23 protein-coding genes and 1 riboswitch are annotated in these 21,664 nt (G+C 40.2%); of the genes, 11 read left to right on the top strand and 12 right to left on the bottom strand.

What is annotated here, in order from left to right; all coding sequences use genetic code 11:
* Positions 1-4: 4 nt before the first annotated feature.
* Genes hisC through hisIE form a run of 6 tightly spaced genes read left to right on the top strand, consistent with a single transcriptional unit; the run spans position 5 to position 4,948 of the window.
* On the top strand, positions 5-1,048 hold the full coding sequence (gene hisC / locus BTN98_RS02995; RefSeq protein ID WP_060997140.1) for a histidinol-phosphate transaminase: 1,044 nt from the start codon (positions 5-7) through the stop codon (positions 1,046-1,048).
* An 18-nt stretch (positions 1,049-1,066) separates the two neighbouring features.
* Positions 1,067-2,137 (top strand): bifunctional histidinol-phosphatase/imidazoleglycerol-phosphate dehydratase HisB, encoded by a 1,071-nt coding sequence (gene hisB, locus BTN98_RS02990; RefSeq protein ID WP_060996945.1) that lies wholly within the window; start codon positions 1,067-1,069, stop codon positions 2,135-2,137.
* Positions 2,137-2,793: an imidazole glycerol phosphate synthase subunit HisH gene (hisH, locus tag BTN98_RS02985; RefSeq protein WP_060996946.1), complete on the top strand. Its 657-nt coding sequence runs from the start codon at positions 2,137-2,139 to the stop codon at positions 2,791-2,793. The genes hisB and hisH overlap by 1 nt, the downstream gene beginning before the upstream one ends.
* Before the next feature lie 20 nt (positions 2,794-2,813).
* Entirely contained in the window at positions 2,814-3,548 is a 735-nt protein-coding gene (gene hisA / locus BTN98_RS02980; protein WP_060996947.1) for a 1-(5-phosphoribosyl)-5-[(5-phosphoribosylamino)methylideneamino]imidazole-4-carboxamide isomerase, read from the top strand.
* A 9-nt stretch (positions 3,549-3,557) separates the two neighbouring features.
* Complete coding sequence (gene hisF, locus BTN98_RS02975; protein ID WP_060996948.1) at positions 3,558-4,331, top strand: imidazole glycerol phosphate synthase subunit HisF; 774 nt, start codon at positions 3,558-3,560, stop codon at positions 4,329-4,331.
* Positions 4,328-4,948 carry a bifunctional phosphoribosyl-AMP cyclohydrolase/phosphoribosyl-ATP diphosphatase HisIE gene (gene hisIE, locus BTN98_RS02970; protein WP_060996949.1) on the top strand — a complete coding sequence of 207 codons (621 nt, stop codon included), beginning with the start codon at positions 4,328-4,330 and terminating at the stop codon, positions 4,946-4,948. Before hisF ends, hisIE begins: the two co-directional genes overlap by 4 nt.
* Before the next feature lie 102 nt (positions 4,949-5,050).
* Here the strand turns inward: hisIE and BTN98_RS02965 are convergent, their stop codons facing one another.
* Complete coding sequence (locus BTN98_RS02965) at positions 5,051-5,629, bottom strand: thymidine kinase (protein WP_060996950.1); 579 nt, start codon at positions 5,627-5,629, stop codon at positions 5,051-5,053.
* 174 nt (positions 5,630-5,803) lie between these two features.
* Positions 5,804-7,396 carry a Na+/H+ antiporter NhaC family protein gene (locus BTN98_RS02960; RefSeq protein WP_060997141.1) on the bottom strand — a complete coding sequence of 531 codons (1,593 nt, stop codon included), beginning with the start codon at positions 7,394-7,396 and terminating at the stop codon, positions 5,804-5,806.
* A 100-nt stretch (positions 7,397-7,496) separates the two neighbouring features.
* Positions 7,497-7,674: riboswitch (Lysine riboswitch) on the bottom strand.
* Between the two features lie 377 nt (positions 7,675-8,051).
* Between BTN98_RS02960 and BTN98_RS02955 the strand changes: the two genes are divergently transcribed.
* Positions 8,052-8,447 (top strand): H-NS family histone-like protein, encoded by a 396-nt coding sequence (locus BTN98_RS02955; RefSeq protein WP_060996951.1) that lies wholly within the window; start codon positions 8,052-8,054, stop codon positions 8,445-8,447.
* 209 nt (positions 8,448-8,656) lie between these two features.
* Here the strand turns inward: BTN98_RS02955 and BTN98_RS02950 are convergent, their stop codons facing one another.
* Positions 8,657-9,628 (bottom strand): lytic murein transglycosylase, encoded by a 972-nt coding sequence (locus BTN98_RS02950; RefSeq protein ID WP_060996952.1) that lies wholly within the window; start codon positions 9,626-9,628, stop codon positions 8,657-8,659.
* 15 nt (positions 9,629-9,643) lie between these two features.
* On the bottom strand, positions 9,644-9,916 hold the full coding sequence (locus tag BTN98_RS02945) for a YcgL domain-containing protein (RefSeq protein ID WP_060996953.1): 273 nt from the start codon (positions 9,914-9,916) through the stop codon (positions 9,644-9,646).
* Positions 9,917-10,138: 222 nt separating this feature from the next.
* Here BTN98_RS02945 and minC point away from each other — a divergent pair, with 222 nt between their 5' ends.
* The 3 genes from minC to minE are packed head-to-tail and all read left to right on the top strand — an operon-like array spanning position 10,139 to position 11,948.
* On the top strand, positions 10,139-10,840 hold the full coding sequence (gene minC, locus BTN98_RS02940; RefSeq protein ID WP_060996954.1) for a septum site-determining protein MinC: 702 nt from the start codon (positions 10,139-10,141) through the stop codon (positions 10,838-10,840).
* 25 nt (positions 10,841-10,865) lie between these two features.
* The gene (minD, locus tag BTN98_RS02935; RefSeq protein ID WP_060996955.1) at positions 10,866-11,678 is read left to right on the top strand and encodes a septum site-determining protein MinD; all 813 of its coding nucleotides are present in this window, start codon (positions 10,866-10,868) and stop codon (positions 11,676-11,678) included.
* A gap of 6 nt (positions 11,679-11,684) precedes the next feature.
* A complete protein-coding gene (minE, locus tag BTN98_RS02930) occupies positions 11,685-11,948 on the top strand; it encodes a cell division topological specificity factor MinE (protein WP_036795468.1) in 264 nt (87 codons plus the stop codon).
* 58 nt (positions 11,949-12,006) lie between these two features.
* On the opposite strand, the gene rnd is transcribed toward minE, so the two are convergent.
* From rnd to BTN98_RS02895, 7 genes are all read right to left on the bottom strand, one after another.
* Positions 12,007-13,131 (bottom strand): ribonuclease D, encoded by a 1,125-nt coding sequence (gene rnd / locus BTN98_RS02925; RefSeq protein ID WP_060996956.1) that lies wholly within the window; start codon positions 13,129-13,131, stop codon positions 12,007-12,009.
* A gap of 154 nt (positions 13,132-13,285) precedes the next feature.
* Positions 13,286-14,977, bottom strand: coding sequence for a long-chain-fatty-acid--CoA ligase FadD (gene fadD / locus BTN98_RS02920; RefSeq protein ID WP_060996957.1), 1,692 nt, complete (start codon positions 14,975-14,977; stop codon positions 13,286-13,288).
* A 173-nt stretch (positions 14,978-15,150) separates the two neighbouring features.
* Positions 15,151-16,029, bottom strand: a complete 879-nt coding sequence (locus tag BTN98_RS02915) for an alpha/beta hydrolase (RefSeq protein ID WP_060996958.1) — start codon at positions 16,027-16,029, stop codon at positions 15,151-15,153.
* Positions 16,030-16,034: 5 nt separating this feature from the next.
* Positions 16,035-16,604, bottom strand: a complete 570-nt coding sequence (locus BTN98_RS02910) for a Slp family lipoprotein (RefSeq protein ID WP_060996959.1) — start codon at positions 16,602-16,604, stop codon at positions 16,035-16,037.
* Positions 16,605-16,742: 138 nt separating this feature from the next.
* The gene (locus BTN98_RS02905) at positions 16,743-17,003 is read right to left on the bottom strand and encodes a hypothetical protein (RefSeq protein ID WP_146107001.1); all 261 of its coding nucleotides are present in this window, start codon (positions 17,001-17,003) and stop codon (positions 16,743-16,745) included.
* A gap of 77 nt (positions 17,004-17,080) precedes the next feature.
* The gene (gene tsaB, locus BTN98_RS02900) at positions 17,081-17,782 is read right to left on the bottom strand and encodes a tRNA (adenosine(37)-N6)-threonylcarbamoyltransferase complex dimerization subunit type 1 TsaB (RefSeq protein WP_060996961.1); all 702 of its coding nucleotides are present in this window, start codon (positions 17,780-17,782) and stop codon (positions 17,081-17,083) included.
* A gap of 15 nt (positions 17,783-17,797) precedes the next feature.
* A complete protein-coding gene (locus tag BTN98_RS02895; RefSeq protein WP_060996962.1) occupies positions 17,798-19,741 on the bottom strand; it encodes a DNA repair helicase YoaA in 1,944 nt (647 codons plus the stop codon).
* 206 nt (positions 19,742-19,947) lie between these two features.
* Here BTN98_RS02895 and purU point away from each other — a divergent pair, with 206 nt between their 5' ends.
* Entirely contained in the window at positions 19,948-20,781 is an 834-nt protein-coding gene (gene purU, locus BTN98_RS02890) for a formyltetrahydrofolate deformylase (RefSeq protein ID WP_060996963.1), read from the top strand.
* Between the two features lie 77 nt (positions 20,782-20,858).
* Here the strand turns inward: purU and BTN98_RS02885 are convergent, their stop codons facing one another.
* Positions 20,859-21,443 carry a VOC family protein gene (locus BTN98_RS02885; protein ID WP_060996964.1) on the bottom strand — a complete coding sequence of 195 codons (585 nt, stop codon included), beginning with the start codon at positions 21,441-21,443 and terminating at the stop codon, positions 20,859-20,861.
* Positions 21,444-21,664: the final 221 nt, after the last annotated feature.

Genomic DNA, 21,664 nt, shown 5'->3' with positions numbered 1-21,664 from the left:
GACTATTACCCAACTAGCCCGTAAAACCGTGCGTGAATTAACCCCTTACCAATCAGCGCGTCGCTTAGGGGGCAATGGTGATATTTGGCTCAATGCCAATGAATCACCGTTTGTGAATGAATACAATATTAATCTGGCAGGCCTTAATCGTTACAGTGAGTGTCAACCACCAGAGTTAATCAATGCTTATGCCGATTACGCAGGGGTTGAACCACAACAAGTATTAACTTCTCGCGGTGCAGATGAAGGCATTGAACTTATTATTAAAGCCTTCTGTGAGCCAAACTGCGATAGCATTTTATATTGCCCACCGACTTATGGAATGTATGCCATAAGTGCGGAAACTAATGGGGTGAAGGCTAAAGTGGTACCACTAACACCAGAGTGGCAACTTGATCTTAATGCTATTGCAACCAATCTTGATAACGTCAAAGTTGTTTTTGCTTGTAGCCCTAATAATCCCACAGGCAATTTACTTGCTCGAAAAGACATTATTAGCTTATTAGAGATGACGACAGATAAAGCCTTAGTTGTCATTGATGAGGCATATATTGATTTTAGTCTGCAAGATAGTGTCAAAGATTTATTAGCGACCTACCCACATCTGGTTATTTTGCGAACTCTATCCAAAGCATTTGCACTGGCTGGTCTACGCTGCGGTTTTACGTTAGCCAATAGCGATATTATCGACATCCTACTTAAAGTGATTGCGCCTTATCCAGTACCGGTTCCTGTTACTGAAATTGCAGTACAAGCGTTATCTGCTGCTGGTCGCGCGCGCACTAAATTTCAAGTATTAGATCTGTGTGCTAACCGTGCTTATCTGCAAGCGGGGTTGAGCATGTTAGCGGGGGTAACGGTATTTGATGGCTATGGTAACTACCTGTTAGTTAAATTTTCTGATGCCGATAAACTATTCAATGCACTATGGACTAGTGGCATTATTTTACGTCGCACGCCAATTGAAAATTGTATTCGTATCAGTGTCGGTAATCGTGACGAATGTGAAAAAACTCTCGCCTTTATTCGCAGCCAATTACAACAATAATTAATAAGGACATTGATTATGAGCAAAGAGAAGATCCTATTTATCGATCGTGATGGCACCTTAATCGTTGAGCCGCCTGTCGACTTTCAAGTTGATCGGTTAGATAAACTTAAATTTGAACCCAATGTTATTCCTGCCCTGTTGGCGCTGCAAAATGCCGGCTACAAACTAGTGATGGTAACCAACCAAGATGGTTTAGGTACCAATAGCTACCCTCAAGCTGACTTTGATGCTCCTCATACGATGATGATGGACATCTTTGATTCACAAGGGGTTCACTTTAGTGATGTTCTGATCTGCCCTCATTTTGACCATCAGCAATGCAGTTGCCGTAAGCCAAAACTAGGACTAGTTAAAGACTATTTACAGCAAGGTCGAGTGGATTTTGCAACATCAGCAGTGATCGGCGATCGTCAAACGGATCTTCAACTAGCAGAAAATATGGCAATTCGTGGTATTCAATATCACCCGCAAACCATGAACTGGCAACAGATCGTTACCGATCTCACCACTCAACCACGGATCGCTGAAGTGATCCGTACTACCAAAGAAACCGATATTCGCGTCAAAGTGAATCTCGATCAAACTGGTGGCAATACTATCTCGACTGGATTAGGTTTCTTTGATCATATGCTTGATCAAATCGCGACTCACGGTGGCTTTCAAATGACGCTAACCGTCGATGGTGATTTACATATTGATGATCACCACAGTGTTGAAGACGCCGCTCTAGCTTTGGGTGAAGCATTACGTCAAGCACTCGGTGATAAACGTGGTATTGGCCGCTTTGGTTTCAGCCTGCCAATGGATGAGTGTCTAGCCCAGTGTGCATTAGATCTTTCTGGTCGTCCTTACCTTAAATTTGATGCGACATTTAGTCGTGATCAAGTAGGCGATTTATCAACAGAAATGGTGCCGCACTTCTTCCGTTCATTAACTGATACCCTAGCGTGTACCCTGCACCTTTCATCAACAGGCAATAACGACCACCACATTGTTGAAAGTTTATTTAAAGCCTTTGGACGGACGCTACGCCAAGCAATCAAAGTTGAAGGTAACGAGCTGCCAAGCAGTAAAGGAGTGTTGTAATGACAGCACCATCAACGGTAAACACTGAACAACGCGTGGTTATTATTGATACCGGCTGTGCCAATGTGTCATCGGTTCGATTTGCTATTGAGCGCTTAGGTTATCAAGTCGAAGTAAGCAAAGATCCAGCTGTTGTACTTACTGCCGATAAACTGTTTCTTCCAGGAGTCGGCACAGCCAGTGAAGCGATGCAGAACCTACAACAACGTGATTTAGTCAGCTTAGTAAAACAAGTGACTAAACCGTTATTAGGTATCTGTTTAGGTATGCAGCTGCTTGGTAAAGAGTCGCAAGAGCACGGTCAAAATGGCAATGAGATTATTCCTTGTTTAGATTTGTGTGATGCATCGGTTGAGAAAATCCAAGCAGAAGGTTTACCACTGCCACATATGGGTTGGAACACCATCACACCGGAAGATAATCATCCGCTATTTAAAGATATTACTGCGGGAAGCTATTTTTATTTCGTTCATAGTTACGCCATGCCTGTTTTTGATAATACTGCGCACCAAGGTGGCAAAACTATCGCCACCGCGCAATATGGGCAAAGCTTTACTGCTGCGGTACAAAGCGGCAATTACTATGGGGTACAATTTCACCCTGAACGTTCAAGTAAAGCTGGCGCGAAGCTGATTCAAAACTTCCTCGAACTATAACGCTAACAAAAGGACTTGTTATGATCATTCCTGCATTAGATCTCATTGAAGGCCAAGTTGTTCGCCTGTTTCAAGGTGACTATGGTCAAGTAACAGAGTACAAAGTCGATCCCGCAGCGCAATTTAATCTTTACCACCAAGCTGGTGCTAATTGGCTGCACTTGGTCGATCTAACAGGCGCTAAAGATACCCAAGCGCGTCAGTTATTCCTCATTGAAAAACTCCTAAAAAGCACACCAGCTAATGTCCAGATTGGTGGTGGCGTACGCACAGAACAAGACGTTGCAGATCTACTGAGCGCGGGTGCTAAACGAGTAGTGATTGGCTCTACCGCGGTTAAACAACCAGAGATGGTAAAAGGCTGGATGGAAAAATACGGTGCTGAGCACATTGTATTAGCCCTCGATATCAATATTGATGATAACGGTAACCGCATTGTAGCGGTTTCTGGTTGGCAAGAAGATTCAGGTGTCACCATTGAAGCACTGTTAGAGGATTTCTTAAAAGTAGGCTTAAAACACGTGCTGTGTACTGATATTTCTCGTGATGGCACATTGGCAGGCTCTAACGTCGAACTATATATCGATTTATGTCGCCAATACCCACAAGTACAGTTTCAATCTTCAGGTGGCATTGGCTCACTAGAAGATATTGCAGCACTAAAAGGTTCAGGCGTTGCTGGTGTCATTGTTGGTCGCGCATTATTAGACGGTAAATTTACCGCAGAGCAGGCATTTGCTTGCTGGAATAGTTAAGGAGAGCCAATGTTAGCTAAACGTATTATTCCTTGTTTAGATGTGCGTGATGGTCAAGTGGTTAAGGGGGTTCAATTTCGTAACCATGAAATCATTGGCGATATTGTCCCTCTCGCGAAACGCTACGCTGAAGAAGGCGCAGATGAACTGGTTTTCTATGATATTACCGCATCAAGCGATGGTCGCGTGGTTGATAAAAGCTGGGTATCTCGCGTTGCAGAAGTGATTGATATTCCATTTTGTGTTGCTGGTGGTATTAAATCTGCTGCCGATGCGAGCCGTATTCTTCAATTTGGAGCCGATAAAGTTTCTATCAATTCACCAGCGCTGGCTGATCCAACCTTAATTACCACACTGGCGGATAAGTTCGGTGTGCAATGTATTGTAGTCGGCATTGATTCCTATTTTGACGCTGAAACAGGTCAATATCAGGTGTACCAATTTACTGGTGACGAAAGTCGCACCAAAGCCACTCAATGGCAAACACGTGATTGGGTGCAAGAAGTTCAACGTCGTGGTGCAGGTGAAATCGTACTGAACATGATGAACCAAGATGGCGTCCGTAATGGTTACGACTTAAAGCAACTAAACATGGTACGCAGTGTCTGTAAAGTGCCTTTAATTGCCTCTGGTGGCGCGGGGGAAATGTTCCATTTTCGAGATGCATTTCAACAAGCAAATGCTGACGGTGCTCTTGCTGCATCAGTATTTCACAAACAAATTATTAATATTGGTGAGTTAAAGCAATATCTTAAACAACAACAGGTGGAGATTCGACTATGAGTTTAACAACAACAATTGATTGGGAAAAAGTAGCCGGCCTGATCCCTGCCATTATTCAAGATAACACTAGCGGCCAAGTATTAATGCTGGGCTATATGAATGATGAAGCGCTAGCTAAAACTCTGGACACCAAGCAAGTGACTTTTTGGTCTCGCACTAAAAACCGCTTATGGACCAAAGGTGAAACATCTGGCAATGTATTGCAACTTAAAAGTATTAAGCTTGATTGCGATCAAGATACATTATTAATTCAAGTTAACCCTATTGGCCCAACCTGTCATTTAAATACCACCAGCTGTTTTGATAGCTATGATGATACTAACGCACAACCTGCTTTGGTGTTCCTTCATCAACTTGAGCAAATCTTGGCTAATCGTAAAGGTGCAGATCCCGACACCTCTTACACCGCCAGCCTCTATGCTCGTGGCACCAAGCGTATATCGCAGAAAGTGGGCGAAGAAGGGGTTGAAGTCGCGCTTGCGGCAACGTCGGGCGATAAAGCGGAATTAGTCTGTGAGTCGGCAGATCTTATTTATCATTTATTAGTATTATTACAAGATCAGAATCTCGACCTTGAAGACGTTATTAATAAACTAAAACAACGTCATCAAAAATAATGATAACTAAATATAAGATAATCATTACCAATTATTACTTTTAATTGTCACCACAAATAAAAAAGGAAGCTAAGCTTCCTTTTTTATTCAAATAAATGCGTATTATAGCCCTAGTGCTTCTTTATAATGAGCACGGCATACCGACACATAAAGATCATTTCCACCAATTTCAACTTGGTTACCACCAGCAATCGCATTACCCGCAGCATCTTGGCGAATAACCATATTGGCTTTACGACCACAATGACAAATTGTTTTGAGTTCAACTAATTTATCAGCCCATGATAATAAATAACGACTACCTTCAAATAATTCACCAAGAAAATCTGTTCGTAGGCCATAACATAAAACTGGAATATCTAATTTATCTACTACTTCAGTTAATTGGTAAACTTGCTCTTTGGTTAAAAACTGACTCTCATCAATTAATACACAATCAATTTTACCTGCAGCTGAAATCTGAATTAGCTTCTGATAAAGATCATCTGTTGAATTAAATAATTCTGCATCTTCCTGCAAACCAATTCGAGAGCTAACTTTACCTTTACCAAAACGATCATCAATTGCGGCCGTAAAAATAATGGGCGTCATACCTCGTTCACGGTAGTTAAATGACGATTGTAATAATGTGGTCGATTTCCCAGCATTCATTGCTGAGTAATAGAAATACATCTGGGCCATTAGGCTTTCCTAGTAATATTGATTGCATTAAAAAATCGCGCCGATGCTACATAAAATAACCATCAATTAAAAGTGCCTATATCAACAACTGCTATTGTTGTTATAAAAAAAGCCAGTTGAGATCATCAACTGGCTCAATTTACACCCATTGGATTATTTTAATGACGCCAAATTCTACATCAGTGCTTTCTTAGGTTGGCGTGATAGCCAAGCTAAGAAAAAACACATTAAGGTAAAGGCCGTTGCCGCCGCTAAAAATGCCAGAGCTAATGAGTCAGTTATACCTAAAACTAAAAATCCAATCGCTGAAATAACCGCCACAGATAACGCATAAGGTAGTTGTGTGGCAACGTGATCAATATGATGACAGCGTGCACCTGTCGATGACAAAATAGTTGTATCAGAGATAGGTGAACAATGATCACCAAATACTGAACCAGCAAGCACACTAGCAAGCATTGGTAACATTAAACTAATTTCAGTTGCGCCCGCAAGATCACCTGCTATTGGTAACATAATACCAAAGGTGCCCCATGAAGTTCCGGTAGAAAAAGCCATAATGCCAGATAATAAAAACAGGATCATTGGCAATAATGCAGGGTTAATATTTCCTTGAACAAGAGTTGATAAATATTGACCTGTTTTCATATCGCCGATAACACTGCCAATGCTCCATGCAAACAAGAGAATTAAAATCGCACCAAACATAGATTTAGCGCCAATCCATAAGGTGTGCCCAATATCAGAATAAGCAATACGTTGGCGTAAGACAGGAATAATAGCGGCAACTAAGCCAAATGCACCGCCTAAACACAGCGCCTCGCCAACATTGGTATTTTCAAAAGCCCCTAATAGTGCAAACGGCTTTCCTTCTGCTGCGAGTACCTGATAGCCGGTAAACACCATAAAAAAGAACGTCGCAATAATAAGGATAATAATTGGCCACACTAAATCACCGACTCGCCCATGCTGACTTTCTTTAATATCAAGCTCTTCAGTTAAATCTTTAGCTTGCTCGTCAACATCTCCACCGTCATCAGTACCACAACCACGGCTCGCAGCAAGTTCATGCTTGCGCATCGGTCCTATATCCCATTGGAACCATGCCACGACAAATACCATAGCTAAAGCGAAGATTGCATAAAAGTTCATCGGAGCTAGGGTCATAAAAGCACTCAATGGTGTATATTCTGTAACACCATGAGTCACTAAAATACCGCCAATTAATGTAATTATATATGCTCCCCAACTCGATGCTGGCATTAGAACACACATAGGTGCAGCCGTTGAATCAAGAATATAAGCTAATTTTGAACGTGAAACCTGAAAACGGTCAGTTACAGGACGAGCAATAGAGCCGACTGCGAGACTATTAAAGTAATCGTCAACAAAAATGAATACCCCTAAGAAGGCAGCCAATAATTTTGCTCCACGTTTAGTTTTAATTTTAGTTTGAGCCCACTCTGCAAAAGCGCGCGTACCGCCAGAAAGGGTTAATAATGCAGTGGTCATTCCTAACAATATTAAAAATAGTACAATACTCATATTCCAAGTATTAATACCACCATCAGCAATGAACAGCCCTTTTACTGATATTGCAAGGTAATCACCTGTATTTGTGAAAGAAAAATCGTTAAGAAATAGAGCCCCTAGTACCACACCGGTACCCAAAGACAATAATACTCTACGGGTTAAAATCGCCAAGCCAAGTGCAACTAACGGCGGAATAATGGATGTTAAAGAATGGGAATAATCTATCAAAGTTATGATCTCTACGACAACCAATTTTGGTTAGAAGATCTACTGCTTGATATGGCCGTATGGCATATTAATTTGAGTATAAGGAAAGAAGGTTAGTCTTCCCTGCCTCCACAGTAGCGCTCCATAGTGATGTATTTACTATGGCAGTGTTACACTTATTCAATGCAACCCCAGTAAGAATATTTGATCATAGTTTCTTACTTCGGCATTACTCCCTTTCACTAATAGTCATCGGTATCACCCTCGTATTAATTACTAATAAACAATGCGCCTCTACCCTTATTGTTAAGGAATAAATCATTCTACGTAAATAGCGTAATTTTGCAACACATCAAGTTAGAAAATTTAACAATAGCCCGTACAAATAGACCACTTATAACTATAACCAATCAATAACAATGAAGTAGCATAACATTTTAAAGTTAATTATCATTTATCATATAAAGTGATGTAACAATAACCAAAACTATTTCGCTTGTATTTATACTATTAACGAAGATAGATTTTATAAATATAGGCATATAACGAATATAAAAGCTTTTTAAATAAAGAAATGATTAAAATGTTTTACACAGAATGTATAAAAGTATTACTATTGCAAAAAATGTTTTAACGCTGCTATTATTATTTACAGTTAATTAAAAATAACAGGAAATATAAAATGTCTGATGCCATGAAAGCGCTTTTAAATCTACGAAGCTTACGCGCACTTTCTCGTGAATATACACTAGAACAACTTGAAGAAGCGTTAGATAAACTAACAACAGTTGTGACTGAACGTTCTGAAGCAGAAGCAGAAGAACAAGCAAAAGAAAATGAGCGTAATGAAAAACTAGCTCAATATCGTGAAATGCTTTTAGCTGATGGTATTGATCCTGAAGAATTACTCGCTAGCTTAGCTAAAGCACCAAAAACAAAACGTGCTAGCCGTCCAGCTAAATATAAATTCATTGATGAAAATGGCGATGAAAAAACATGGACTGGCCAAGGTCGTACACCTAGCGCCCTAAAGAAAGCATTAGATGATGGTCAAGCTCTTGAAGAGTTTGAAATATAATATAAAAGAATAAAGAAAAAAGCCTAATTTATTTAGGCTTTTTTTATTTCTTCTATTACCAATATGACATCTATCTTGGTTTGAAATATCCCCAATAAGAATAAACCAATATTCTAATTGTTCATTAATATAACCAAAAAAGTCAGACATTTATGCCTGACTTTTTAGTTACCATTTATATTTTTATATTACAGTTAATAATAATTACTCTATTGAATACGATCAGCTAATGCACTTACAGCTAAAGCAAAATAATGTGAACGATTCCATTTTAGTAATGTTCGATAGTTTTCATATATTAAATATGATTTACCTTCACCACCATCAGGTTGAATTAGCCACGCCTGAATATCAGCTTTAGGTAATGCGCCATGACTATTACTCATCACACCTAATTGCTGCCATTGTGCTAATGTTTTACCTTTTTCAGTTTCAGTACCTTCATAGCTATCAGCTAAAGACGTAGATAACTTAACCGAACGTCCCCAAGTATATTCACTGTTCCAACCAGATAGCTTAAGGTAATTAGCAGCAGAAGCAAAAACATCGGCCTTGGTGTTCCAAATATCAGCTTTACCATCACCATTACCATCAACAGCGTAAGTAAGGTAAGACGTCGGCATAAACTGACACTGACCCATTGCACCAGCCCAAGAACCTTTCATATCATCGATATCAATATTACCATTTTGTAATATTTCTAATGCTGCCATTACTTGCTTACGAAATAATGCTTCGCGACGACCATCATAAGCCAGTGTCGCTAATGCTTCGACAACATGGTAATTACCTTGAATTTTACCAAAATTACTTTCAATACCCCACAAAGCAACAATGAACCGTGGTTGCACGCCATATTGTTTACCAATACGTTCAAGTACAGCTTTATTTTGCTGGTAAAGACGATTGGCCTGTTTTACTTTCCAGTCAGGCACTGCACGAGTAATATATTGCTCTAGTGACAGTTTTTTCTCTGGTTGATTATTATCTGCTTTCACAGCACGAGCGGTATATTTAATGCCCGCAAATGCTGCATCAATTATCGGCTCTGAAATACCATTCCCACGCGCTTCTACTTTTAATTTATCTACGTAGGCATCGAATCCTTCTTCAGAAGCAAATGCAGAAGAGGACAGTCCCATTCCTATAGCAACAAAAATTGATATCAAGCGCTTATGCATAATAGCCTTATTATATTATTTAACGGCTTTATCAGCCTTATATTGATCTAATAAATTAGTCACTGGTGGTGGTACTTGTAAATAAAAACCGACAGTCGCTAATGCGTGTTTTACTTTTTCCACATCAGCCAATGCTAATGTTCTTCCCTCAAGTTTGATCACCATCACAAATTGAGGCTTACCAAATGTAGTCATTAATTCTGCAGGAACATCTGCAAAATCATCTTTTTTATTAATGTACAAATAAGTATTGTCTTTTTTTAAACTTTTGTAGATTGAACACAACATATAATTAGCCTATTTCATTTATGTGCCATACATTTGAGAGCACGATTACAAGCAATCATTCACTATTGACTCAGTTTTAAGTAAATAGTGTGAGAAGTTTGTCTGAAAAACCAACGTCAACGCAAGGATAGCTTGCCCCTAACGGCGAGTGAATATACCATGCTAGTACCTTTGTGATAATGAACTAAATGGTTAATTTAAAATCTTAGCCATAATAAACCTATGACCAAGATAGCTGAACTAAAAGGGAGCTCGTTCACGCTCTCTGCACTTCATTTAGTTGATAATGACATTAGTAAAGTAACTAATCAGCTAAAAGATAAAGTTGAACTTGCACCAAATTTTTTTGCTTCGGCGCCTGTTGTTATTGATATATCACAAGTTGATACTGATATTAACTTTGAAGAGCTTAAAGCGGGTATTATTGATGCAGGAATGATTCCTGTTGGTATTGGTGGCTGCAAAAATAAAACCCAGCAAACCCAAGCAAAAAACGCGGGTTTTGCTATTATGAACGCAGCCAGACCTGTTAAAGACGAGTCATCTGAATGTGTAGCTGAAACATTAGATGCCCCAGTAAGTACAGATAAAGAGCCAACATTAATTATTCGTACGCCGGTTCGCTCCGGACAACAAATTTATGCTCGCAATCGTGATCTCGTTATTCTCAGTAATGTCAGTGCAGGTGCAGAAATTCTTTCTGATGGTTGTATCCATATTTATGGCACGCTACGTGGTCGCGCTATTGCGGGTGCTAGCGGTGAACAAAGTGCGACAATTTTCTGTCAAAACTTACAATCTGAACTAATTTCTGTTGCAGGAAACTACTGGCTGAGTGATAACATTCAGGAAGAGTTTTGGGGCAAAGGTGTTGTCATATCTCTTGAAGACAATAATCTCAGTATAGAACACCTCGCTTTATAAAAAGTTTTAAGAAGGAATAGAGTAAATGGCACGAATTATCGTTGTTACCTCAGGTAAAGGCGGCGTTGGTAAAACAACCTCTAGTGCTGCTCTTGCATCTGGCCTAGCACTGAGCGGTAAAAAAACTGCAGTCATCGATTTTGATATCGGCCTGCGTAACCTCGATCTCATTATGGGTTGTGAACGCCGTGTCGTTTATGACTTTGTTAATGTTATTAATGGCGAAGCGAATCTAAGTCAAGCGCTAATTAAAGATAAGCGCGTTGATAATTTATTTGTACTTCCAGCATCCCAAACTCGCGATAAAGATGCATTGTCTCGCAATGGTGTCGAGAAAGTATTTAAAGAACTAGCGAAAATGGGTTTTGATTTTATTATCTGTGACTCACCAGCAGGTATTGAAACCGGTGCTCTTATGGCGCTGTATTTTGCAGATGAAGCGATTGTAACCACGAACCCTGAAGTTTCTTCAGTTCGTGACTCAGACCGTATTCTAGGCATTTTAGATTCAAAGTCTCGCCGCGCAGAAAAAGGTCGCGAGCCAGTTAAACAACACCTTTTACTTACACGTTACAACCCTACTCGCGTTAATCAAGGTGAAATGCTAAGTGTACAAGATGTCGAAGAGATCCTTCACATTCCACTACTTGGTGTTATTCCTGAAAGCCAAGCTGTACTGAATGCCTCTAACAAAGGTGAACCTGTTATCTTTGATAAAGGTTCTGATGCAGGACTAGCCTATGAAGACACTGTTGCGCGTCTACTTGGTGAAGAACGTCCTTTCCGCTTCTTAGAAGAAGAAAAGAAAGGCTTCCTAAAACGTCTATTTGGAGGCTAATTGACTATGGCACTGCTTGAGTTTTTTCGCCCGCGTAGAGCGAAAACTGCAAATGTAGCAAAAGAACGGTTACAAATTATTGTTGCTGAAAGACGTAGCGCAGGACAAGCATCTCCAGCCTACTTACCACAGCTAAAGCGCGATATTTTAGCGGTTATTAGTAAATATGTTCAAATTAACCCTGAACATGTTTCGGTAAACTTAGACCATAACGGTGATGAGCTATCGGTACTAGAACTTAACGTCACTTTACCTGACGAAGAAAAGTAAAAAATCCCCGCTAAGTCATACTTAGCGGGGATTTTTATTATCTATATAACGGCCATGCTTATTTTTCGTCAAGAATAGCAAGCACGCTTACTTCAAATAAAGGTCGACGCCAATTTTTAAGCATTTCTGGACGCTTTTCATCAGCTCGCTGATGTTTCCATGCCCATGATAACAACTGATGAATCTGTTTTTTGGATGCTAAAAATTCAGGTGCAAGTCCGGTTGCTAACTCGACATCACTAACGACATCCTTTAAACGTTTTACCATCTGCTTATAACCAGCAAAATCAACCAAACGCTCAATTTTTGGTGGGTACTCTGTGCTATCAATAGTCTCATTGTCATGTACCATTTTTAATAAACGGTTGCCATGGCGTTGAATTTCCATTGGCTCAAAGCCTTCTTTTTCAAGTGTTGAACGTGATTTAATTTCTAAACGTGCCAGTTTCCACAAATGTAATTCTTTAACAATAAAGTTAAGTGCGATATCGCGCTTTCTTGCTTCACGTACTCGCCAAGCTGCTGCTTGTTGTAATATTGCTAACTGTTTAGGTGTTAGCTGCCATGCATTTTTGATATCAAGATAGGCTTTATTAGGATCAAGCGTCTTGGTTCTACGCAACATAATCGCATTACATTCTTGTTGTAACGCTTCCATGTAACCAGCCGCTTCTACTTTCGCTAATAATGTTTCATATAACGGCTTGAGGTAGTGTACATCAGCTGCTGCATAATCTAGTTGTTTATCCGTTAACGGACGAGCAAGCCAATTAGTGCGCGCTTCACCTTTATCAAGCTCGACACCAACATATTCTTTCACTAACGCGCCAAAACCTGTTGAAATACCATGCCCAAGAAAAGCAGCCATAATCTGAGTATCAAGCATAGGAACAGGTAAACAGCCAGCATGATGCTGAAAAACTTCAAGATCTTCACCGCACGCATGCAATACTTTAATCACGCTTGGATCACGTAATAAATCCCATAACGGTGTCATATCTTCAACGTCAAGTGGATCAACCAATGACAGATGTTCACCATCAAACATTTGGATCAGCCCTAAACGAGGGTAAAGCGTTCGCGTACGTACAAATTCAGTATCAAGCATAACAGCTGTATGCTGACGCGCTGACTCACACCGTAGGCGAAGCTGCTCAGTTGTTGTAACAATCTCGAAATTCACAATGTACCTTTTTGATGACAGAACGACCCCGTATGAGAGCCTATTAAATATTTTATAGAACAATGCCGGCATGAAAGCCGGCATTAGATACGTGCTAGCACAATCAATTGCGATTATTTTATCAAAACAACATCAGTTAATGTCAGTAATGATATTATTTTTCAGATTGCTGTGCTTTTTGATCTGATTGTTCACGTAACACACGACGCAAAATTTTACCCACATTGGTCTTAGGTAATTCATCCATAAATTCAACGATTTTAGGAATTTTATAACCGGTTAAGTGTTGTCGACAATGGGCGATTAATTCATCGCGAGTTAAACTATCGTCACGTTTAACCACACAAAGTTTAACCACTTCACCTGACACTTCATGTGCTTGACCAATCGCAGCAACTTCTAGCACTTTATCGTGCAATGCTACTACATCTTCAATTTCATTCGGATAAACGTTAAATCCAGACACAAGAATCATATCTTTTTTACGATCAACGATATGCAAAAAGCCTTCGTCATCAAATTTAACGATATCACCCGTCGATAGCCAACCATCTTCTGTTAGCACTTCTTTAGTCGCTTCTGGATGCTGCCAATAGCCTTTCATTACTTGAGGACCACGGACTTGCAGTTCACCAATTTGGTCAATACCAACCACGTTACCTTCATCATCAACCATACGTACCTCGGTTGATGGAACAGGTAAACCAATAGAACCATTATAGTAAGTCAAATTATAAGGGTAAGCGGCAACTAATGGTGAACACTCAGTTAAGCCGTAACCTTCAAGTAAGTAATTACCTGTGATTTTTTGCCACTTTTCGGCAACAGCACGTTGTACAGCCATGCCACCACCCACAGAAAGGTGAAGCTTACTAAAATCTAAGCTCTCAAAGTCTGGATGATTTACTAACGCATTAAATAAGGTATTAACACCAGTAATGGCCGAGAACGGATAGCGTTGTAATTCTTTAATAAAGGTTGGAATATCACGAGGGTTGGTGATCAATAAGTTTTGGCCACCCATTTCCAACAATAATAAACAGTTAACAGTTAGTGCAAACACATGATACAACGGCAATGCGGTTACGATTAATTCGCGTCCTTCCGTTAATACAGGCCCATAAGCACCTTTCGCCTGCATCACGTTGGACACCATATTATGGTGAGTCAGAATCGCACCTTTCGCAACACCTGTAGTACCACCGGTATATTGTAAAAATGCCATGTCATCACCAGTAATAAATGGCTTAACATATTGCATTCGACGCCCTTTTCGCAACGCGATACGCATTGATGTTGCATGTGGCAAATGGTATGACGGCACCATTTTTTTAATATATTTCACCACGAAGTTAACCAATGTTCCCTTCGGACGTGATAATTGGTCACCAAGGCTGGTTAAAATAACATGCTTAACACAGGTGTTTTTAACCACCGCTTCTAATGTATGAGCGAAATTAGACACGATAACAATAGCTTTTGCGCCTGAATCATTAAGCTGATGCTCTAATTCTCGCGGCGTATAAAGTGGGTTAACATTGACCACCACACAACCTGCACGCAAAATACCAAACAATGCAATTGGATATTGCAGCAAGTTTGGCATCATAACAGCAACACGATCACCTTTTTGAAGTTTCAGCTCATTTTGTAAATATGCAGCAAATGCACGGCTACGCTCTTCCAACTTACGGAAGGTCATTACCTGTCCCATGTTAATAAAAGCCGTTTGATCTGCGTATTTACGTACAGATTGTTCAAACATGTCGACCAAAGATGAATATTCATCTGAGTTAATTTCTGCCGGTACATCGTCCGGATAGCGGCTAAGCCAAACCTTATCCACGTGCACTCTCCTTATAATTAGACTGCGGTGTGCGTTTATAAACTAACAAAACTGCAATTGATATAAACAATGTAAATATTTACTCTACAATTACAGCATATTTAACTTTTAATTAGTATTTAGTCATTGCATCATGGTTTCAAATTTTGATACTCAACAAAAAAACACCATTATTAATCGAATTCTGTGGGGATAAATGTTCGAATATGACGATAAACATCACTTGAACTTTGTAAATGGCAATGATGTCCCCCTGACACCATCACTTGGGTAAAATCTTGTATACCCCACTCGCTAACATCACTTTTATAAACAGAAGCATAGCCACTATCACCAATAATAGATAATACCTGTGCGTTAATACTGCTTAATAACGCCTGCGCGTGTTGTTGTGCCATACGATACAGTGAATCACAACGCAGACTAGGATCATGACGCCAATACCAGCGCCCGTCACGCTCAACAGTTGCTCTTTTTACCACCGCTTCCAATAAGGATAGTGGTAACTGGTTTGCACTCGCTCGTAAGCGTAGCGCTTCAGTAAAAGAGGCCATTGACCGTTGTTTTAAACGCTGCTGCCGGTGGCGGTAACGCTGACGGCTAACAATTCCAATACGTAATCGCTCAACAACCAAGTCAGGGGTTTCTGTTATCGGTGATAACCCTTCAATTAATACAATTTTATCAACATATTCAGGAAATACTGCCGCATAGCAACCAGCAACAATAGCCCCTAGCGAATGACCAATAATATGTACTTTCTCATGCTTTAACTGTGTAATGACTTGGTGTAAATCATCAATATAATCAACAAAGTGATAATAGTTATCGCTGCTTTTATGATCAGATTTACCGTGTCCAGGCCAATCAAATGCAATCACATTATAGTGTTGTGTTAACAACGGCCATAAAGATGCAAAAGTCGCGGCATTATCTTGCCACCCATGAAGTAACACCAATAACGGTTTTGACGTCACTATGGTGGTATTGATATCAATGTTGCTACAACCAGCAAGATTATATTCAGCTAAAGTCAGCGTAATTTCTTTCATTATAATTAAAGTACTACTCGTTCAACAATACGACCATTAATACCAAAATTAGGCATCATTAAGTCATTATCCCACGGGTCGCAATTAAAAGAATAACAAGGCTGACGTGTCCAAAATGGGTCATCTAGCTGTATCTGTTGTTGCACGCGCCACAACTGTTGACCAAATACTTGTACCACAGGGAAAGTATATGGGTATTTACCTATCTTCCCTTGCTCATCACCGCTAAATTTTCCAACCACAGTCAATAAACGTCCTTTGGCATATTCAAGCGGCTCTAAAAAACCATTAATATAAGCAATAAACCGTCCTTTAGATTGTGCATTCAATATTGGACGACCATCACTTGTTAAAGGCATAGCAACCATTTCAATGCGTGTTTGCTGCTGTTCATTACGAATAGAAGCAATAACCCCGCCTAATCGAACCTCTTTATTTTGGCTCGCTTGTGGGTGCTGTTGAATAACGCTTAAATCTGTAATTGGGTCTTTCGATTTCGTTACTAACGTTGCAGGTAAGCTCGCGCAGCCTACCATAAACACTAATATCACCCCAAGAAATAGCTTACTAAACATCTAAAACCTCGACATATTTGTTTAATAACTCACCAAAAAATACCCTCTACTGATACTTTCTTGGCTCAGCATCATTAACGATAGCTATCTTTACGACAGCACAATTGAGATATCTTATACCAAAATATCAACGCCAAACTACGCAGAGAGCGCTTGTTGTTGCTGGTAATATAGAACGTCTAAATAGCAATTTATAGCCGCTTGATGCGTCACTGATGGAGCATCATAATGAATAACAGCGGTAGGCATTGATAATAACCTTGGTGATATTTGATTGTATAGTGTCGTTTCGGTGGGCGTTTGAGAATAAGCAGAAGTAGCAATTGCAGTTGAAGGGGTAACTGTAACACGTGAGGAGATAGATGTTGCTATTGGCATTATTGAAGACAAACTCATCATCACCATTACACCTAATAAAGATATAAAGAGTGACGCTATATACGCGGCACTCTTTTATATTAACTTATATTGTTAGATCACTCACGACCTGGCAATTTTTTCCAAGTCACAGTATCACGTAAGTAAACAGGACTCGCAGCTTCTGCTGCAACCATGTCACCACGGGCAAAAGCGTATTTAGCTAAATGTACCATATCTTGTGAGTCAGGATATAACACCTTGCCGACTTGAGCAGTTAAAGGAAGTTGACTTAGTAATTCAGGGTAAGCTTCCCATCCAGTACCAGCTGTTAACCATAAATTAGGATCAGCCTGTACATTTGCTAATAACACATCAGGTGCAATTACTTGCTCATTACCAATCAAAAGCCAATCACCGTCGGTTTTACGTTGGTATTGTCCCCAATAAAGTTCACCCATACGCGCATCAATTGCCGTCAACACATGCTCTGCTTGGTGTAAACGGAATGAACCTTGCGCCATCGCAGCTAAGGTAGAAACACCAATCATTGGTAAGTTAGCACCAAAGGCTAGACCTTGTGCAATACCAATACCAATGCGCACCCCCGTAAAACTACCAGGACCACGTCCGTAAGCAAGGGCATCAAGCTGCTTTAATTTAACGCCAGCTTCAGCCATTACAGCGTCAATCATTGGTAAAATTTTCGTGGTGTGTTCGCGAGGTGCATATTCACAACGAGAAATAACATCATCGCCGATCATCAGCGCGACAGAACAGTTTTCAGTTGCAGTATCTACTGCCAGAATTTTGGTGCTCATTCAAGCCTCTGAATGTTAGGTATCGTCACTTATTGATACTTGAGTATCGGTTAAGCTCGACAAAAATTCGCTAACCCCAGCAACACTACGCGTGCGCGGAATTGGCGGTAAACTTCTCAAAAATACAGCGCCATAAGCACGAGTAACTATACGATTATCGCAAATCACTAGTACCCCTTTATCTTTAGTATCACGAATCAATCGACCCACACCTTGCTTTAAGGTAATCACTGCATCTGGTACTTGTACCTCCGCAAAAGGATCACCTCCTCGCAAGCGACAATCTTCAATTCGTGCTTTTAATAATGGGTCATCTGGCGCCGTAAACGGTAATTTATCTATGATAACACAGCTAAGGGCTTGGCCTCTAACATCAATGCCTTCCCAAAAAGCCCCTGTTGCGACTAATAATGCGTTACCACGCTCAAGATACTCAGCTAATAATTTTTGTTTACTGGTTTCGCCTTGGGCTAATACTGGCAGATCAAGTCGAGATCGAAAACCTTCAGCAAGATCGCGCACCATCTGATGCGAAGTACAAAGGAAGAAACATCGCCCTTCATTGGCTGCAATTATTGGTGCTAGCATCTCAACAAGTTTATCAGCTAAGCCATAGCTATTTGGCTCAGGCAAATGTCGTGGCACACACAATAAAGCTTGAGTGGCGTAATCAAATGGACTTTCAAGCGAGAATTGCTGCTTTGGTTGCAGCCCTAAACGGTGACTAAAATGGCTAAAATCATCATCAACAGCCAGTGTTGCCGAGGTGAAAATCCAGGCTCCCTTTTGCTCTGCCATGCGTTCACTAAATTTATCAGCAACTGAAAGCGGGGTTATATTTAAACTAAATTGGCGAGGTGTACATTCATACCAATATGAATAGCCAATAATACTGGTATCAACCACCCGTTTTAAGCGTGCCTTTAACAAGGTTGCGCGCTCAAAGGCTGCGTCTAATAACTGGCTACGTCCTAAGGCTAATTTCAGCACATCATAAATTAAATCAAGCGCATCATTTAGGCGCACTAATTCACGTTGTACCGCAGGTGTTTGTGATGCTTCACGCCAGTTACCACGAAATCCAGGATCACCTAAAATAATCCGCATCTCAAACGCGGCTTGCTGTAACCTTGCTGCGGCTTTTTGCAATTGGCGCATGTCTTTAGCTTCGGTGCGATAACCAATTTCGATGTCTTTTGCCAGCTCTATTAATTGCCGACTAGATAAGTTTTGACCAAAATATTGGCTAGCAATATCAGGCATTTGATGCGCTTCATCAAAAATAAACACCTCAGCTTCAGGAATCAATTCACCAAAACCATTGTCTTTCATTGCTAAGTCAGCCAGAAATAAATGGTGGTTAACTACTACCACATCCGCTTCCATCGCTTTACGACGTGCCTTGACGACAAAACAATCATCAAAAGACGGGCATTCACGGCCAAGACAATTGTCATTGCTTGAGGTGATCATGGGGATCGCTGGGCTATCTTCGGCGATATCTTCACATTCGCCAAGATCACCGGTTTTAGATGCTGATGACCACTGTCGAGTCTTAATTAATAAACTTAGCATCACGGGATCAGAATGATCGCCATGGCTTTCGGTTATTTGACGGCTAAGGCGATCAATACATAAATAGTTTGAACGTCCTTTTAATAACGCCACTCGCCCTGTAAATCCCAATGCGCTCGCCATTAATGGTAAATCACGATGAAATAATTGCTCTTGGAGGTTTTTTGAACCAGTACTAATTATGGTTTTCTTACCGCTGACTAATGCGGGTACCAGATAGGCAAATGTTTTACCTGTGCCGGTACCGGCTTCAACCACTAATTGTGATTGCAACTTGATAGCATCAGCCACTGCTTTAGCCATATCTATTTGAGATTGTCGAGCTTGAAATCCGGGAATGGCCTTATCTAACGCACCACCAGCGGCAAAAAACTTAGCTATCATTCACTTCGCACTATTGGTTATTTATACAGTATCAATGGCTCTATTATGCCTATTTTATTAGCTCGCGACCAGTTATCTAAAATGCTATTTCGCACCAATGAAACAGCACATTCAATAAACTATTTGACCCCAACATAGAATAAGCGTAATAGTGATAAATTATGATTTTTAGGCTCTGCACTGCGTTGCCGCCATCAGGAACACATATGGAAAAGAAAACACTATTAACGGAATGCCCTGATAATATGGGTCTTATCGCCAAAATTACCAATATCTGTCATAAACATCAGCTCAACATTATTAATAATAAAGAATACGTTGATAACGCTAAGAACCACTTTTTTATGCGTACCGATCTTGAAGGCTATTTCAATGATGAGACCTTATTAGCAGATCTTGATCGTGCTTTACCAGCAGGAAGTAAACGTCGCTTAATTAGCTCTGAGCGTAAGAAAATTGTCATTATGGTGACCAAAGAAGCCCATTGCTTAGGGGATATTTTAGTAAAAACCTTTGATGGTTCGTTAGATATTGAGATTGCGGCAGTGGTCGGTAACTACGATAAGCTACAAGATTTAACTGAAAAATTTAATGTGCCATTTCATCATGTATGTCATGAAGGGCTCACGCGTGAGCAACATGAAACCCAATTACTGGCAGCCATACAACAATACTCACCCAATTATGTGGTGCTTGCAAAATATATGCGGATTCTTACGCCGAATTTTGTTGCTCAATTCCCACATAAAATAATTAATATCCATCATAGCTTTCTACCTGCATTTATTGGTGCTAAACCTTATCAACAAGCTTTTGAGCGTGGTGTAAAAATTATTGGTGCTACCGCCCACTTTGTCACTAATGATCTCGATGAAGGGCCTATCATTACTCAGAACGTGATTCCAGTTGATCACACGTTTAGTGCTGAAGAAATGGCAAAATCTGGGCGTGATGTTGAAAAATCAGTACTCAGCAAAGCATTGGGGTTAGTAGTTGATGATCGCGTCTTTGTGCACGGAAATCGAACTGTGATCCTTTAAATAAACAATCCAGAAATAAATGCCACTGCTTTCTTTAACGGTGGCATTTTTTGTTTAATTGACAGCAACCGACTAGGTTACTGTTGCTCACTCGCAATCACTGCTGCTAAAGAGTGTGAATGTAATTTAATGCAGATATTATCTTTTTTAAAAGCATAAGTCGGATTTGGCAAGCGTTCATGCTCTCCTGCTGGAGAACTGGCTTTAACCTTAATACCTTTGTTCGCTAACTGCTGCCAATCTAATGTTGGAAAAGTGGTATTGATAGTCTGTTGTAATTGTTCTATCGACATTGCATTACCTGGAATAACAAACTCAACGTGCTCCCACCCCTGCTGTGGATAGACCTTATCACTTGGATAAGGTAACTCTAACGCCTCAATAGTCCAATCTCCGACTTGAAGCGGCTTATCAAAACCAATAACCACAATCGGACGCCCATTAATGAGCGTCTTTGACCATTCAGTACCATAAGCTAACCACGCCTGATGCAGCTCCAGAGCAATATCCCGTGAATTAACTCTTAATGCAATATGATCTGCTGTGTATTCTGAAAGCGAAATTCCGATCTCATTAGCTAACTGAATAATGCGATTCATAAACAAGGGTAAATCAGCTAGCATTTGCTCAGGATCTAAGCCTAATTGTTTCAAACTTTGCATTTTGTCTCTCCAACCACGTAACATTTAACAAACAAGCGCATAATTACTCAGACTTTTCGCATTACCAATAGTTAAACTACCACGAGGTAGCCCTTATCAGGGCTGAATTTTGGCTTTATTTTAGTCTATTTGAAAAACTTTTAAAAAAATTGCTTACAATCTCTTTTTCCAGTTGCCAAAGTACCTAACTATGTGGGTATTATTAGGGTAACGCACGCTGC

Origin of the sequence: Photobacterium aquimaris, assembly GCF_002954455.1 — a bacterium.
GTDB lineage: Bacteria > Pseudomonadota > Gammaproteobacteria > Enterobacterales > Vibrionaceae > Photobacterium > Photobacterium aquimaris.
The sequence above is the reverse complement of the archived record's forward strand: the minus strand, read 5'-3'. Positions and strand labels throughout refer to the sequence as shown.

Excerpts from the sequence above, each read along its gene's own strand:
- hisB (WP_060996945.1), top strand. The coding sequence starts at position 1,067 with ATGAGCAAAGAGAAGATCCTATTTATCGATCGTGATGGCACCTTAATC.
- hisH (WP_060996946.1), top strand. The coding sequence starts at position 2,137 with ATGACAGCACCATCAACGGTAAACACTGAACAACGCGTGGTTATTATT.
- hisA (WP_060996947.1), top strand. The coding sequence starts at position 2,814 with ATGATCATTCCTGCATTAGATCTCATTGAAGGCCAAGTTGTTCGCCTG.
- hisF (WP_060996948.1), top strand. The coding sequence starts at position 3,558 with ATGTTAGCTAAACGTATTATTCCTTGTTTAGATGTGCGTGATGGTCAA.
- hisIE (WP_060996949.1), top strand. The coding sequence starts at position 4,328 with ATGAGTTTAACAACAACAATTGATTGGGAAAAAGTAGCCGGCCTGATC.
- BTN98_RS02965 (WP_060996950.1), bottom strand. The coding sequence starts at position 5,629 with ATGGCCCAGATGTATTTCTATTACTCAGCAATGAATGCTGGGAAATCG.
- BTN98_RS02955 (WP_060996951.1), top strand. The coding sequence starts at position 8,052 with ATGTCTGATGCCATGAAAGCGCTTTTAAATCTACGAAGCTTACGCGCA.
- BTN98_RS02950 (WP_060996952.1), bottom strand. The coding sequence starts at position 9,628 with ATGCATAAGCGCTTGATATCAATTTTTGTTGCTATAGGAATGGGACTG.
- BTN98_RS02945 (WP_060996953.1), bottom strand. The coding sequence starts at position 9,916 with ATGTTGTGTTCAATCTACAAAAGTTTAAAAAAAGACAATACTTATTTG.
- minC (WP_060996954.1), top strand. The coding sequence starts at position 10,139 with ATGACCAAGATAGCTGAACTAAAAGGGAGCTCGTTCACGCTCTCTGCA.
- minD (WP_060996955.1), top strand. The coding sequence starts at position 10,866 with ATGGCACGAATTATCGTTGTTACCTCAGGTAAAGGCGGCGTTGGTAAA.
- minE (WP_036795468.1), top strand. The coding sequence starts at position 11,685 with ATGGCACTGCTTGAGTTTTTTCGCCCGCGTAGAGCGAAAACTGCAAAT.
- BTN98_RS02915 (WP_060996958.1), bottom strand. The coding sequence starts at position 16,029 with ATGAAAGAAATTACGCTGACTTTAGCTGAATATAATCTTGCTGGTTGT.
- BTN98_RS02910 (WP_060996959.1), bottom strand. The coding sequence starts at position 16,604 with ATGTTTAGTAAGCTATTTCTTGGGGTGATATTAGTGTTTATGGTAGGC.
- BTN98_RS02905 (WP_146107001.1), bottom strand. The coding sequence starts at position 17,003 with ATGATGAGTTTGTCTTCAATAATGCCAATAGCAACATCTATCTCCTCA.
- tsaB (WP_060996961.1), bottom strand. The coding sequence starts at position 17,782 with ATGAGCACCAAAATTCTGGCAGTAGATACTGCAACTGAAAACTGTTCT.
- BTN98_RS02895 (WP_060996962.1), bottom strand. The coding sequence starts at position 19,741 with ATGATAGCTAAGTTTTTTGCCGCTGGTGGTGCGTTAGATAAGGCCATT.
- purU (WP_060996963.1), top strand. The coding sequence starts at position 19,948 with ATGGAAAAGAAAACACTATTAACGGAATGCCCTGATAATATGGGTCTT.
- BTN98_RS02885 (WP_060996964.1), bottom strand. The coding sequence starts at position 21,443 with ATGCAAAGTTTGAAACAATTAGGCTTAGATCCTGAGCAAATGCTAGCT.